General features: G+C 40.9%; 9 protein-coding genes. 1 reads left to right on the forward strand and 8 read right to left on the reverse strand.

Annotated features, from left to right (window positions below; translation table 11 throughout):
• Positions 1 to 60 precede the first annotated feature (60 nt).
• Positions 61 to 3,534, forward strand: a complete 3,474-nt coding sequence (locus tag U5K72_17815; GenBank protein MDZ7720679.1) for a two-component regulator propeller domain-containing protein — start codon at positions 61 to 63, stop codon at positions 3,532 to 3,534.
• 2 nt (positions 3,535 to 3,536) lie between these two features.
• Here the strand turns inward: U5K72_17815 and U5K72_17820 are convergent, their stop codons facing one another.
• The 8 genes from U5K72_17820 to U5K72_17855 form a co-directional block, all read right to left on the reverse strand.
• Positions 3,537 to 5,423, reverse strand: a complete 1,887-nt coding sequence (locus tag U5K72_17820) for a peptidase M61 (GenBank protein MDZ7720680.1) — start codon at positions 5,421 to 5,423, stop codon at positions 3,537 to 3,539.
• Positions 5,424 to 5,955: 532 nt separating this feature from the next.
• Positions 5,956 to 6,651 carry a porin family protein gene (locus U5K72_17825; GenBank protein ID MDZ7720681.1) on the reverse strand — a complete coding sequence of 232 codons (696 nt, stop codon included), beginning with the start codon at positions 6,649 to 6,651 and terminating at the stop codon, positions 5,956 to 5,958.
• 565 nt (positions 6,652 to 7,216) lie between these two features.
• Positions 7,217 to 8,449 carry an OmpA family protein gene (locus tag U5K72_17830; GenBank protein ID MDZ7720682.1) on the reverse strand — a complete coding sequence of 411 codons (1,233 nt, stop codon included), beginning with the start codon at positions 8,447 to 8,449 and terminating at the stop codon, positions 7,217 to 7,219.
• A 318-nt stretch (positions 8,450 to 8,767) separates the two neighbouring features.
• Positions 8,768 to 9,301 (reverse strand): hypothetical protein, encoded by a 534-nt coding sequence (locus U5K72_17835; GenBank protein MDZ7720683.1) that lies wholly within the window; start codon positions 9,299 to 9,301, stop codon positions 8,768 to 8,770.
• Positions 9,302 to 9,306: 5 nt separating this feature from the next.
• A complete protein-coding gene (locus tag U5K72_17840; protein ID MDZ7720684.1) occupies positions 9,307 to 10,848 on the reverse strand; it encodes a trypsin-like peptidase domain-containing protein in 1,542 nt (513 codons plus the stop codon).
• Position 10,849: 1 nt separating this feature from the next.
• Entirely contained in the window at positions 10,850 to 11,590 is a 741-nt protein-coding gene (recO, locus tag U5K72_17845; GenBank protein MDZ7720685.1) for a DNA repair protein RecO, read from the reverse strand.
• 87 nt (positions 11,591 to 11,677) lie between these two features.
• Positions 11,678 to 14,197, reverse strand: a complete 2,520-nt coding sequence (locus U5K72_17850; GenBank protein MDZ7720686.1) for an MMPL family transporter — start codon at positions 14,195 to 14,197, stop codon at positions 11,678 to 11,680.
• 288 nt (positions 14,198 to 14,485) lie between these two features.
• Complete coding sequence (locus tag U5K72_17855; protein MDZ7720687.1) at positions 14,486 to 15,658, reverse strand: glycosyltransferase; 1,173 nt, start codon at positions 15,656 to 15,658, stop codon at positions 14,486 to 14,488.
• Positions 15,659 to 15,726: the final 68 nt, after the last annotated feature.

Below are 15,726 nucleotides of genomic sequence, written 5' to 3' on the forward strand. Positions count from 1 at the left end.
GATCATCTGCCGTTACAAATGAAATGGAGATCGCTGAAAAATCAAAGAATAGATCTGTTTATGAACCGCTACCTCCAAAATATTCTGGCTCTGTTCATAATTTTTAGCTGGTGTCTGGCTGATAATTATGATGTTTCTTCTGCTCAATCCAATTCCGGAAAACCCGAAATGCAATTCCAGCGGATTTATGAAGGGTTGAACAGTAACCGGGTTGCAGACATCTTCCAGGATCAGATGGGCTATATCTGGGTGGGCACCTATAGCGGCTTGCACAGATATAATGGACTGGAATTTAAGATCTATACGTCTACAACAAACTCCAAAAGTATCAGTGACAATTTTGTAGGTGAAATTTATGAAGACGACAAAAACCGATTGTGGATCGGGACAGGAAATGGCATTGCCCGGTACAACAAAGAAAAAGATAACTTTATACGGTTCCAACTGCCCACAGAATCACAAACAAGCAGCGGTGAAGGCAATGTGGTAAATACGATCACTCAAGACAGTGAAGGAACACTTTGGGTAGCCGGAGGGGGCGATGGCCTGTACTATTTTAATAAAGATCAGAAAAAATTCCTGCCTCTCGGAATAACAAACCAGTTGGGAATTACAGCCATGGTTATTGATGAAAATGACGTTATCTGGCTTGCAACAGCAGAAAACGGTTTGGCAAGAGTAGATATTGAAACACGCCAGGTAGAATTTTTTACACCCGATCCCTCAGACCCAACCTCCATCGCATCAGCTTCATTGACAGAAGTTATCCTCGATGCTCACGGCAATCTCTGGGTGGGGACACAGCGATCGGGCCTGGAGCGTGTCATCACAGAAGATGAAAATATTTCATTCAAACACTACCTGCACGAACCGGGCAATCCAAACAGCCTTGGGAATAATAATATTTTTGCGATGTATGTAGACCGGCTGGACCAACTTTGGGTTGGGAACGAAAACGGCGGATTACATCTCTACAATGAGACTGAAGATAACTTTTATCGCTACAACAGCGATCCCAATACCCCCGGCAGCCTCACTCATAATTCAATCTGGACCATTTTCCAGGACCGCCAGATGCGCTACTGGATTGGAATGGCACAATCAGGCATTAACATATCAGACAAGTACAACTCCAAATTCACTCACTATTACAACAACTCCCTCAGCCGGTACAGCCTCAACAATGATATTATCAGGGATATTTGGGGAGATGATGAAGACAACCTATGGATCGCTACAGATGGCGGCGGATTGAACTATTTTAACAAAGGGGAGGGTACTTTTACCCATTATATGAATGACCCGGATGATCCGAATTCGATAGGATCAAATGCCGTAATTTCGCTGAATGAAGATGAAAACGGAAATCTTTGGGTGGGAACGTGGGCCGGCGGCCTTAATATCCTCAGTAATAAAGAGGCCGGTGTTTTTACCACCTTCAATGAGATGTTTGATGTTGACAGTGACAACTATCCAATCCAGAGTGTCTTCGATTTTCATTTTGGCGAAGAGTATATCTGGGTTGCAGCCTTTCAAGATGGCTTGGTTCGATACAATCGTGATACCGGAAATGTTCAACAGTTTGCATCTATACCGACTGATACAACTACCCTTTCATCAAATCTGATCATTCAAATTTACGAGGACAGCTTCGGGAATATCTGGATCGGCTCACTGGAAGGTTTAAGCCTGCTGCGTTCGGAAGAGAAAGATGCCCGGAATCCTGTTTTTGAACGTCTGTATTCCTCTGAGGAAGATTCTTTAAGTATAGCAAGTAACTCCATTCGGCATATTATTGAAGACAGTAATCACAATATTTGGTTTGCTACGAATAATGGATTATCCAAATATGTAACTGAAAAAGATCACTTTATAAACTACTACGAGTCGGACGGGTTACCCGTCAATGAAATCAGGTCGATTGTTGAAGATGACAGCGGAAATATCTGGCTCGGTACCATTGATGGAATCTCAAAATTTGATCCGTTGGAAGAGACCTTTACAAATTTCGATAAAAGTGACGGATTGCAGATTAACGAATTTTCGAGATATTCTGCGCACAAAACCAGCGAGGGAGAATTACTTTTTGGAGGCTTGGCTGGCTTCATCCTTTTCCACCCGGATAAAATTGAAAATAATCCCTATGAACCGCCTGTTTACTTAACGAATTTGAAGTTATCCAATCAACCGGTCGATATAACCGATCCCGAATCGCCCCTGCAGAAAAATATATCCCTGGCTGATACACTGGTGCTTTCTTACCGGGAAAATGTAATAACGTTTGATTTTGTAGCTCTGAACTATACACGTCCCGAATACAATCAATATGCTTACTTGATGGAGGGGTTCGAGGATGAGTGGAATTACGTTGGTTCACAAAGAAATGCAACATACACAAACCTCGATCCCGGCGAATACATATTCCGGGTTAAAGCATCCAATAACGATGGTATTTGGAATGAGGAGGGAACATCTATCACATTATTCATTACACCACCATTTTGGCAAACCACCTGGTTTTACTTGTTAACAGCTCTTTTTATTGGTGCTTCCATTTTTGCAATCTACCGGTTACGGGTTCGGTCTATACGGGAAAGAAACCGACAACTGGCACAACTGGTTGCAGAACGAACAGAAGAATTGAAGGAGAAAAATCAAGACCTCGAAACAACGCTTGAGGAGTTAGAAACTACTAAAGATGAACTTATTGAAAAAGCTCATAAAGCCGGTATGGCTGATATCGCTACCGGGGTTTTACATAATGTTGGAAACGTCTTAACAAGTGTAAACACTTCCGCTTCTTTGATTGAAGAAACGGCACGGCAATCGAAACTGGAGGGATTGATCCAGGCCAACCTTCTGCTTCGCAAAAATATCGACAATATTGATGAGTTTATTGCAAATAATCCGAAAGGGAAAAATCTACTCAGGTATTATCTAAAACTTGAAGATCCTTTAAAAAAGGAACGGCAAAAAATGATTCGTCAATCTGAACGGCTGAACGAAAAGATTGAATTAATTAATGAAATAATTGCTGCTCAGCAAAATTATGCGAGTACCGGTATTCATGCCGAACAGGTTCTATTGGATGAAATTATAGACAATGCCATCTCTCTTCAGGCGGGGTCAATCGAACGCCATAACCTTGATATTGTAAAAGATCTTCAGGCATCAAATCCTGTATTTATACAACGTTCAAAACTGATCCATGTACTTATTAATATTCTAAAAAATGCCAAAGAAGCAATGGCTGGTATGGACCCGGAAGAGAAGAAAATTGTGATCAAAACCTGGCAGGAAGACGACCGGGTATATCTTTCCATCAGCGATACCGGACCGGGAATTAAGAATGAGCATCTCGGAAAAATCTTTACCCAGGGATTTACAACGAAGAAAAACGGGCACGGCTTCGGATTGCACAGCAGTGCTAATTATCTGAATGAGATGGGAGGCTCCATTAAAGTTCACCAAAATGGTAAAGACAAGGGAGCCACATTTACACTTAATTTGCCGTCAAGTTTAGTAAAAGAGTAATGTTATTCCGCTCCCAGCCACCAGTTCCTAAGAGTTAACTGATCATCGGTTGGCTTTTCAACTTCCCGGATGATTCGTTTGATATATACCGGGTTCCCGTACACTCCGCTCAGAGTCACTTCTTCGCCATCACGCTCTACTACCAACTCAATTTCAGTTTCCGGATTCCAACTCATGGAACCGCCTATGATCTGTTGCGCTGTTTGAAGATTGAGAGGTTCACCATTTACTGAAACAATCACATCGCCTCCCTGTGCACCTAATTCTTTAAGTGTGCTGTGAAGTTCAATATCCTCCCGCAGAAAAATTGTTCCTTCCTCCTGGTCAACATTAAAAAATGGAGTTGACTGATCCGCAAAGAAAAATGATGTTGGACGTTCTGCTTCGGCTTGCTCCAACCCTACTTTTCTTAGATATGTATCATAATTGACAGGTGTGGATCCGATTACATGTGTTTCTAAGAATTCACCGATTTCCGGGTACGTCATCGTTGCGATCTCTTCAATTAAAGCATCATCCTCGAAAGGCCTTTCAGTTCCGTATCTCTCTGTGAGTTCTTTCATGAGTGTTATCATACTTCGTGTATTATCACTCTCTTCACGCATGATAATATCAAGACACATGTTGATAAGTGCCCCCTTCATATACACATTCAGATAATTTGATGCATAAGGTTCATCCAGCACATTTTCACTCATCTCTGTAAAGCTCAGAGTATCATTGAAGGTCTTTGCGTATTGTATTTTCTGTGAGATTTTTTCGTAAAACTCCTCTTTCGTATCCAGGCCCTCATAAATCTGGAAATGACTGGCGAAATATTCTGTGAGTCCTTCATACATCCACAGGTGTTTTGAGAATGTGGGGGTGTAATAGTCAAAATATCGAATATCCTCAGAGTGTAGATTTAGCGGGGTAACGATATGGAAAAATTCATGCGAAATAACATCCACCAACCCCTCTTCCAATTGATTGTTATTTATGTAATCCGGATAGACCATAACGGTTGAGGTATGATGCTCAAGAGCTCCGAAGTTCGTCGCATCCTGAGATTGACCGGCCATGTAGAGAAAAATGCTATAGCGATCTGTTGTTTCCAGGTCTCCCAGGTACTGTTTTTGAGCAGACATGATATCATAGATTACATCTTTTTGTCCTGCAGCTGTGTGGTTACCAGATGGCGAATAGAGACTGAATACAATATCTATCCCATCTACCTCAAACTCCTCCTTGGTGAAATGCCCGTACATCATTGGATTGTCAATCACCTCAAAATATCGGTCGGCAAAATAGGTGGTGGTTATTTGATCTGTAGTAGTATCCGATGAGGCAATGTTTAAAGCCGAAGAACTTTTAAAATCTGTTGGGGACGTGATGTTTAATTCATATTTGTTTTCCTGCCATCCTTCAAAATATCCAACAAATCCATGGAGATTCAGTACGTAGATCTCTTCAGAAATATTTGTGCCTGCCATTGAGTAGGGAGTGGCTTTGTCAGTATTCTCAATGTCAAACGTATCATTGACTTTGTATTCCAGGTAATCAACACTTGGAGCATTGCTTAACGTCCACGTATTTGTATCGGTAGAGCTTACAGGTGCAGAACTGCCATCCATGTAGAACGCCGTCATATTTTCCACAAAAGATCCGAAATTGCTCTCCATATATGTTCCCGGTATAACTCTTGGCAAACGATATAAAACCGTATCCTGATCAAAATCTCCCGGATCTATCCGAACCGTCAGCTGATCGTTTTCCATAGCCGTTAGGTCAATTGATGTTTCGATTGGGACTGCCTGGATCGAGGTCTCATCCTCTTGAAGTTGAGAGCCAGATTTAGGGGAACAGCTCCAAATAAAAAGGAGAAGTAGTAGAGGTATGTATTTTTTCATTTAGTTGATTTTTAATCTATCAATTAAAATTTAAGATCGTATTTCAATGTTATTTTAGTTCTGAAATGGAACACATGTAACGGGTTTTTAATCATAAGTTGTTTAATATCCCTGATCCTTTAGGTAGGAAAAAAGATAAAAGTCCCCCTTTTGAAGGGGGAAGCGAACGGAGTGAGCTGGGGGATGACTTTCTAAATTTTGTGTTTTACCACCCCTTGGTTTTGAGGCATTACACCCCTCCCGGCTAAAGCCGTACTCCCCTCAAGGGGAGATTGATCATCCCCCATTGATCCCTTACAACTACGCCAAGGTTTCGTTGCACAGGTCGGAGGGGGACACTTCACAAAAAGTGCAACCAATGTTAAAAAAATTGGACCATAAGTTGATACCTCGTGGGCTCTGCCCCGAAGTAGTTCATTCTGAACCATAAGGTAGGAAATATTTAAAGTTCTCATTGATGATTAGAAAAAAAGCGGCAAAAATATAATAAGAATTTGATTCTAAAGTAAAGTTGACATTGATTCTGTTGACTCTAAAACCCAATAGTGTAACCAAGCATCAGTGTAATATTTTGGTTATAGATATCATCATTTTCCTGGTTTTCGATCAATCTGGAAAGCCCGCGATAGTATCTGCCATCCAATGTGAGTGTGCCTAAAATCGGGATTTGAAAATCTATTCCGGATACAAGAACATATCCGCGATCTGCGTCGTTAAATGTAGCTTCCAGATCAGAAAAGTTGTCATCCACACAATCCTGTATCCTTTGCTCTGCAGTTTCGTTTGTGAAGGAGATACTGCAATCCAGCCGAAACCCGAACACCGGCCCACCAGCTATATATGGATGTATAACCTCGGTACTCAAAAAAGGAAGTCGAATTTTTGCCAAAATTGGAATTTCCACATACGCAAGGTTGAATTCCAACTCTACATCACCCGGATTTATGGGATTTTCAGGATCTTGCTGCTGGAATTGCTGTAACTGTTCTGTTAGCCGGGTTCCCTTTTCGGCATAATATACCTCTGGTACTATAGAAAGCGGTCCAAGATTAATAATAGAGAAAGAAAGGCCTGCATTGAGACCCATTAAATCCTCTGTCTCGGAAACATCCTCTCCCACAAATCGCGATAAATTAAAACCGCCTCGTATTCCAATTTGTGCAGAAGAAGTTTGAACCAGCGTAATTGATACCAGAAGAAAGGCGAATAATAAAAATGGCTTTTTCATTGGATCATGATTTGATGGACAATCTTATAAACACCTGTTTACCGGTTGACGAAAAAAGTGACCTTTAAGCGTCTTTTAACCGGTAAACACATTATAAATATATATGCGTAAAGATTGCCACTTATTTACCATGACCTCTTTTTTATATTCTTCTCCATATAAAAAAAGAGAAGTTACCCCGATATTTTCAAATTTAAATATCTAAGACAAATATAATCAGTGTTTTATAATTTTTATAAAGTGGAAATGGTAAACATGGGAGTGTAATGGGCCTTGAATAGTTGGCGGGAAAAAGGACAACGAGTGAACCGTGAGATGAATCCTTTCATACCGGTGAGAAGCGAAATTTAAGGGCTAAAAGCGTGATGGACCATTGAAAGGATTCCACGGTGAACTCGGGTCCGCCGCCAAGTATTCACAGCCTTGATTTTTTCGTTCTTTTGTATCAAGACAAAAGAACAAACTACATGTAACATGTTTACATCATAAAAATGGGGTAAGTCCTCATAAAAAAAGGGTTGCCATTGTTAAATGACAACCCTTATAAGTTCAGAGTTTTAATCTGTTATTCGATCGTAAGCTCTACACGGCGATTCAATTTACGTGCAGCTTCATTCTCGTTTGGTACAAGAGGATCACTCTCGCCATACGCTTCTGTCATAATTCGGTTAGCGGATATTCCTGATTTCACGAGATACTCTTTCACAGCATTTGCTCGTCGATCAGAAAGTCCCTCGTTATACTCTTCTGTACCAATGTCGCAAGTGTGGCCGGCAACATTCAGTGTTCTGTCGGGATGGTTGTTCAATGCCCGTGCAATTTTTGCCAGTGTTGGTTTTGCACTTTCCCGAATTACGGATGAATCGAAGGCAAACAGAACATCGTTGGAGATCGTCATCTCTACACGATCCATATCTTCAAGCATTTGTTCGAGATTGTTGAGTCGTTCTTCAAATTCATCCATGCGGTCTTCAAGCATTCTGAGATACTCTTGGTTATCGTCGATTCTGGATGTGTTATCCGCTACACGCTCATCGAGATTATCAAGGCGTCTATTAACACCATCAAGTGCACTTGGATCGAGCCCAGGTGTGTATGTATGCCAGTCTGCATCCTTATCGCTGCTGCCAAACTTAATCTGGATACCTGCCGTTACTGCACTCCAGTTATCTGGCGTACGTCTGTGCAAGTCAATATCCATTTCGGGTCGAGTTCTAAATCCATCAATAAGTTCTGAATTAGAGATGAAATAGTCGTACTGAGCGAAAAGGTCAACTCGGCGTCCTAAATTAAAACGAACACCCGGTCCAAATGAAGCAAACATTGACGGTTCCGAATGATCCTCTCCCTTGAAATTTTCCCAGTTGCCAATCTGATTATTTACAGAAGTGGTTACATCACTAAAAATAAGACCAAGTCCCACACTGGTATATAATTTCACATTTTCTGATGTAGACCCTAACAGCCTGAGTATATCAATCTGCGAAGACATCGAAGTAGTGATATAGCTATTTTCGAACTCACGTTCGAAGTAGTTATCATCATCCGGATGGGTAGTCATTTTTCCGAATGAAAAGTTTGTCTGAACTGCAATGGCAGGATTCGCAGCATATCGCAAATTAAATCCAAATGTTGGGTTGTATTCTGTACCTAAATTCATATGTCCCTGTGTTATACCTCCCAACAGACCAATACTTAATTTGTCCGGTACCTGATCTTCATCCTGTGCGTTAGCCGTTGATGTTATCAAGAGTGGTATCAACAGCACTGCAAGTAGCAAGTTGTAATGTGTTTTCATAATTATTTTAGTTCTGATTTGTATTTAACAATCGCCTAAGTAACTATTTATATAATAATTCAGCACTTAAGTTCCCATTATTGCTCTCAATTTAATTAACCTTTATTTGTATCAAAACATTTCATTTTAAATAGATACAAATAAACAGTTATTCCTATCTTAATAATATGAGTTTCAAAGGATTATTGGAATACACAAATCTAAACAAATTATTTATTTTTTTTTCAATCCATCGGTTGAGCAAAGTTGAAAACAAGGAATCCAAAAAGCCCTTGTTATAACAGAATCAACTATTTTACAAATATTTAATTGAAACCTTTATTCAGAAACAGGTCCGATTGTTTGAATAAATGTCTCATCTCTCAAATATTTTCTAAATAGTTCGGGTAATTCTGTTCTGAAAATTGATGCTTTGGCATAGAAATAATGCACCCCACGACTTGATGATTCATGCTGAAGTGTAATTCTCGCAGCGTCTAATGGAAGATCAGAAACAGTATTTCGTAAGCGGATAATAAATTCAGGAGAGCTGTACTTCTGTCCTGCCCCTTCGGAATCGGCTAACTCAGTTCGTACCATTTCTGCAGTTCGGTCGATCTCAAACCGTAAATTTTCCAGTGCTGTTTGGGTTGATAGTTCCGCTGCTCTCACAGAATCCATTGCAGATGAAAGCGAAAAACCATGAATTTCAAGAGAGTCGGTTGCAGAGTGAACTCCGTCATTGTACCAGGCGGGGATTGCCGATTCCTCTTCAACCGGCCGTTCTCTTTCAACTTCTTCCTGAACGGATTCTGTACCTGAACACCCGGCGAGTACAAGTAGAAATGCTAAACACCCGAAAAAATATCTCATCAAAACTAATTTAACTTATAGAAGCCGATGGCTCCGTCTGCAGTTTGTAATTTAAGCTCTAAAGATCTGTTGTTTTTCAGAGAATTTGAAATTTCATTTTCCACATCGCTCATATTTTTAACGCCTGCACCATTCACCTCTAAAAGCTCGTCTCCTTCGCTAATTCCCTTGTTCCATGCTTCTGAGTTTGGCTGAACCCGGTAAAAATAAACGTTGAAAATTTCAGGGTCTTCCGGTGTGGATAATGCACGCAATGTAAATCCAAAGCTGTCGAACCGTTTATGTTCAATACCTCGTTCGTAACCATTCTCAGGAATCTCCTCCCACTGTTCCAATTCTTCCTCACCCTCAACATCCATTTGAGATGTCAACGGTTCTTGTTCAGGCCGCTCTTCGAGTGTTAAAACCCGATCAAATGTTTTGCCGTCTCTCCAGATTGTCAGTGTTACTTCATCATTCGGACGGTACATTGCCACCCGCTCCTGCAAGAGATTCGATTCGTCCACTTTTTCGCCATTAACGGCAAGAATCACATCATCGGGTTGGAGACCGGCTTCCTCGGCGGGGTTACCGGGAATTCCGCTGATCATAACCCCACGAATTTCATCCATTCCAATTCGTTCAGCGGTTTGAGCGTCCACCGTAATTATTTGAATACCTAACAATCCCCGCCTGGGTTCTCCATATTCAATAATATCCCGTGCAATTTTCAACGCCAGGTTGCTTGGAACGGCAAAACCATACCCCTGGTAGGAGCCGCTTTGGGTGGCAATAGCTGTGTTGATTCCAATCAGCTCACCGCTTGTATTTACCAGTGCTCCGCCGCTATTGCCCCTGTTAATGGCAGCATCTGTCTGAATGAAGCTCTCAATGCGATAATCATCATTTATTATCTGTACATCACGGCTGAGAGCGCCTACAATTCCGGCTGTAACTGTAGAACGCAATCGAAATGGATTCCCGATGGCCAATACCCACTCCCCCACTTCAACTTCATCAGAATTTCCAATCACAGCAGCAGGCAAATTGGCAGCGTCTATTTTCAGGACGGCCAGATCTGTACTGGAATCTCGTCCTACAATACGTGCATCGAAGGTTCGCTTGTCGTTCAGTGTTACAGAAATTCCATCCCGAACAGCATCTTCAATTACATGGTTATTGGTCAGTATATAACCATCCCTGGTAATAAGTACACCCGATCCAACAGTACGGGCCCTTGGCGGCAGAAACCGTTCCCAGAATCCATCTTCTTCCTCCTCTTCATCACTACCTCCTCGAGTTCGGTTGCGGTTTGAGACAACCGTTTCAATATAAACTACAGTTGGTGTTATTCGTTTGGCGGCTGTTTGAAACAGGAACCGATCGTCGATTTTTTCAAGATCTTCGTCGCTCCAGATTGGTTCGGAGCTTTTTTTAACTTCCGTAACCTGCACTTCCGCTAAATCGAAAGAGAAGGAACCTTCGCGGAAAAGCATTAAAATCATTCCCAGCATAATTCCAATGAGTATCAACAGTATTCCGGAAAGTAATTTATCTCGAAATTTCATATCAATGATCTAAAATCTTATCAAAAATTCCATCGGATTTCCTGGGTTTTACTCCTTCTATGTGGTAACGAATATACCTGTCTAAATATTCAATTAACTCACTTAGTTCACTTTTTTCCAAATCAATCCTAAAAATAGACTTTTTCTTTGAAAATATTGTATCTCTGATAAACTGAAACTGCCCAGATGTAAGCTGAACCGATTCGGCCCCCTCTGTATTTTGTGATAACGTACCCAACTCTATATTCATATAACCGGATGAGGTTTCATCATCTATATTTTCTTCAGGTTGTATTCCAATACCGATATGTGACATCACCCGCAGTTGAACATACGGGAAAATAATTCGGCCGGGATTATCGCAGGAATTGATCCACCTGAGAAATTTAACCAGGAATGCAAAAAGTATCTCATTTACCTCATTCTCGTGCAGTACCTGGTTGATCAGTTCGAGGGTGGTTGTGGCGAGAGCTAATTTTTCAAGATCAATCCGGAGCTGATCGAGTTTTAGAAGGTAGGAAGCTTCAGAAAGAGTTTGAACATTTCTGGTTGGTTTGATGTACACGACCACCTCTAAAACCTGTCCCGGAACCATCAGCGCCGAAAATTTGCTCTTCGGCCGTTTGGCTCCTTTTGCGATCACAGCAATAACCCCATGCTTGCGGGTAAAAAGAGTCACAATTAAACTCGATTCGCTGTAGTCAACCGTTCGTAAAACAACAGCCTCTGTTTTTGTAACCATAAAAAAAGTTACTTAATTCGTTACATACAATGCACTATGCATCATATCAAAACTTACCGTGATTTACGAAAAATAATTGCAGAAGTATTAATCGTGAATCTTATTTCTGTCTTCCAATACCTGTACAATAGACGGTAAAAATGTCAGGGCCGTAATCAGCGTCATTCCAATACCAATTACCGCCATCGTTCCGATAGAGTTCAATCCGGGATGATTGGTGAAGAGCAGACCGGCAAATCCCATCATTGTTGTTATTGAACCAATAGTAATATGCTGACCGGTACTGGAAAGAACCTCCCACATATTTTTCTCGCCTTCATCCCGAAATCGGTGAGCCAGGTGCACACCATTATCACAACCAATTCCAAGAATAGCGGGCAACACTACAAGATTGTAAAAATTGAATTTCAGGCCGAAAATCAAAAGTATCCCGAACAGCCAAAGCAATCCTATGATAAGGGGTATCAGTGCAATGAACGTCCAGCGAAAACTTCTGAATGAAACCAATATGATGATAAATACAACTATAAATGTAGCCAATACCATATAGGGACTCTCCTTACGCATAAGGTCGAGCATCGTTGCTGCCACGATAGATGTACTTGCGGCATGATAAACCGTACCATCATCGAGAGTAATATCTGAAATCTCATTTTTAAAAGCGATCGACTTCAAGCCATCTGATAAACCCGGTTTTGGATAAACAATGACAAACCGTCCAATTTCCCCGTCTTTGGTCATGAACCTGTTTTTCAGGTAATCGGGAATCCGGTCTTCGTCCAGCGGCTCTCTTGTTTGTGAACCTCTTCGCAGAATATCGAGCGTTTCGCTCTCTTGATTTACAATAAAATCATTCTGGAGCAACTGCCTGATCCTGGAAATATATTTGAGTTTCTCCTCCGCTAATTCCTGTGTTGGCGGGAATCGCTCCTGCAAGGCTTCTACTTCATCAATAAGAGTTTCAGGATTTTCCTCCTTTTTGGTTCTGATTTTCTCAAGAACCTTAAAAACATCTTCTGTATTGTCTGTAATGATGTAGGCTGAATTTCTTCGGGTGTCTTCATCTGCTGCTTTTACAAAACTTCTAAACTCATCGTACTCCTCGTAGTCAGGTTCCAGTACTCCAAAATCGTATTCAAACCGAAGGTTGCCGGAAAAAGACAAAACAACCACAGAGATCAACAGTCCAAAAACAACAATTGTTCTCGAAAACGGAAAACGTCGAATCACAGGCTTTTGGACTTTATCTTTTGCTCGTTCAACCAGCAGAATCCAGTTCCATCGGTCGAAAATTACAAGCAGTGCCGGTAATACATATAACATGCAGAGGAGAGCCAAAACAATACCCAAACCCGCTATGAAACCAAATTCTGAGAAACCTCTGAAATCGGCTACAAGAAGTATAAAAAGTGCAGATGCGGTGGTAATGGCACTTACAAGTATGGCGGTTCCTGTTTTTCGATAAGATGCAAATACACTATCCTCAACGGATAACCCGGATGAACGAATCTCAATATATCGTGCATAGAAATGAATACCGTAATCAATTCCCAGGCCAAACAGAATCACAAAAAGTACGGAGGTCATTGTATTTAACACTCCCAGAACCATATATGTAATGCCAAACGTCCACATGAGACTGATCAGCAATGGCAGACCGATAATAATCACAGGAACGGGCATTCGAATAATATGCTGAAAAATACCATGATCTTTATCTGATGCCGTCCCCCTTCGATAGTTGATATATTTCTTTCCGCCAAAGTAGATCATCACCAAAAGAATAACGCTCGAAATTCCAAGTGCAAAGCTGTTGAATACATCATTCATAATGGATTCGAACTCAGTCAGATGCCGTTTTAACCGGCCGCCAAACTTTACCTCCATCTCCGGATGAAATGACTTTGGGTTCATTTTATCGATCAGTTCCTGGTACCGGTCGAACATATCTTCCAGGTATCGAATATTATTCTGCGAACCTGTTGGATAAAGAGTTAAAATTACCAGTGTACTATCTTCATTCACCTGGTATTCCGATGGAATCAGGTTGTCGTAACTCTGCTGGAATTGGTCAATTTGGCTCGAATCTTCATCTCCATCTTCCGATTCTTCATCTTCAAAATCAGCACCAAAATCCACGAAAAAAGGATTGGCTTCTTCTCGCGCCTCATCAATCTCTGCTTGCAAAAAATCGATGATATCCTGAAGCTCTGAAGTAGTTGCAAGATATAATGCGTTATCTTTCAGAACCCCGGTTTCCCGTCTTAACTCCGCCCTGTTGAAGAAATAAATATCCTGCCGCGGATAGTAGAGATTCAGACTGCTGTCTGCTAATTGCCTGGCAAACTCAATATTTGCCTGGAAATCGGGAGATTTGATACCCACTTTCATTTCTGTTTCTCCCCCGGCTACATCTTTCAGCTTTTCAAGGGCTTGTACATTTGGATTGGACTCGGGAAGCAGATTGGCAAGATCTGTATCAACCTGCAAACGAATTGCAAATATAGAAGCCAAAATCGCTAAACCGATCGATATGCCCAAAACCCAAAAGGGATGGTGAATATTAAATTTTACGAGAGGCTCAAAAAACTGAATTAATTTTTTCATATAGATTACAAACGATACAAACCTGCGCCGGAATCACTCTTTGTGGTAAAAATATAATTGGCAAAGATAAAGAAATTTACAAAGCTTATCGATCAGCATGATTGCCTTAACGATTCCGGATGAATGAATTACATATCCTTAAAATCATCTTTTTTTTACAAATAAATTCAATAGAAAGAAGATCAGATTACAACTACGTATTGAGGTACTGCGTAATGCTGTTAAACGTATCCCCTGGAACTTTAATATGATGTAAGAAATAACTTGTGCGGGAATTTCGCAGAAAAATTAAGTTTTATTACTCCTGCTGACCAGTTCTTCATAGAAAGAAAAAAGATGATCAAAATGTTCATTTACCGTTCGGATTGAATTCCTGGCTGCATCAACACAAGATTTAGTCAAATCGTTACGATTGCGGTCGGTAATTTTTAACAATGCCTCAGCCAGCTTTTCTTTATTTCCGGTTTTATAAATCTCAGCATAATCGGGTTCAGCCAGATCAATACCACCGCCTCTGTCTGGCACAACAATGGGGAGTCCGCTGCAGATAGCTTCAGCAACAACCAGTCCAAAAGTTTCAGCCGCTGATCCATGTACGAAATAGTCGCTGCTTGCCATAATATCAGCAAGTTCCGATCGATTTGATGTAAAACCCATCAATTTCAAATGCTCAACATCTTTAGACTTAAATTCAATCCACTTTTTAATTGGCCCGCCACCAAATATGATCAATCCCATCGCTTTCTTTTTCGAAGCTATTTTGAAACCATCAATAATTGTACTCAACCGTTTTTCGGGATGATGACGACTCACAGAAATTAATAAGTGCGCATCTTTGGGGAGACCCAGGTCACTTAAAATCTTTGCTCTCAATTCAGGATCTCTCCGGTCTGGTGAGAAAAAGTTTTTATCGATCCCAAAAGGTACAGAAACAGGGTTATGGATATTAAATTTTTTAAGCCTGGTTTTTAACCAATCACCACTTACAATCGTTGCATCGTACTTGTGGCTCAGTCTCTTTAAAAACCGCCAATAGAATCCAAATAAACGGTCTATCCTTTCAAGTGACAGAAATTGGCCTAAAAATGTTTGCGGGTATACGGCTACAGGATCTTGATGAAAAATAAGTGTTTTTGCTGCATCCCCGTTCCACTGCCCGGCAAACCATCCGCCTGTCCAGGCTGATGATCCTTCTACAACATCGGGTTTTTCGCGGTCAATAATCCTTTGAACCTCTTTTTTACGCCACAAAATGGTATATCTCGGATCTAACGGTAAGCGCGGTCCCTTCACCCAAATTACACGTCCTCCGTTTCGTTCTTCCTCGCCAGGTTTTCTGCCTGGAGCAATAATCACCATTTCATGCCCCAATCGGTTCGCTGCTCTTAATTTTTGATTGATATAGGTTTTTACTCCTCCGCCCTGGTCAGTATAAAATTCAGCAACGTCAATTATTTTCATCTACAAAAAACCCTACATGTATTTAAGAAAGAAACGAAGTAAAGGTTCGATTTTAGAATAGATAATCC

This window comes from Balneolaceae bacterium (assembly GCA_034521495.1).
Taxonomy (GTDB): Bacteria; Bacteroidota; Rhodothermia; order Balneolales; family Balneolaceae; genus Rhodohalobacter.

Excerpts from the sequence above, each read along its gene's own strand:
- U5K72_17840 (MDZ7720684.1), bottom strand. The coding sequence starts at position 10,848 with ATGAAATTTCGAGATAAATTACTTTCCGGAATACTGTTGATACTCATT.
- U5K72_17830 (MDZ7720682.1), bottom strand. The coding sequence starts at position 8,449 with ATGAAAACACATTACAACTTGCTACTTGCAGTGCTGTTGATACCACTC.
- U5K72_17815 (MDZ7720679.1), top strand. The coding sequence starts at position 61 with ATGAACCGCTACCTCCAAAATATTCTGGCTCTGTTCATAATTTTTAGC.
- U5K72_17855 (MDZ7720687.1), bottom strand. The coding sequence starts at position 15,658 with ATGAAAATAATTGACGTTGCTGAATTTTATACTGACCAGGGCGGAGGA.
- U5K72_17825 (MDZ7720681.1), bottom strand. The coding sequence starts at position 6,651 with ATGAAAAAGCCATTTTTATTATTCGCCTTTCTTCTGGTATCAATTACG.
- U5K72_17835 (MDZ7720683.1), bottom strand. The coding sequence starts at position 9,301 with ATGAGATATTTTTTCGGGTGTTTAGCATTTCTACTTGTACTCGCCGGG.
- U5K72_17820 (MDZ7720680.1), bottom strand. The coding sequence starts at position 5,423 with ATGAAAAAATACATACCTCTACTACTTCTCCTTTTTATTTGGAGCTGT.
- U5K72_17850 (MDZ7720686.1), bottom strand. The coding sequence starts at position 14,197 with ATGAAAAAATTAATTCAGTTTTTTGAGCCTCTCGTAAAATTTAATATT.
- recO (MDZ7720685.1), bottom strand. The coding sequence starts at position 11,590 with ATGGTTACAAAAACAGAGGCTGTTGTTTTACGAACGGTTGACTACAGC.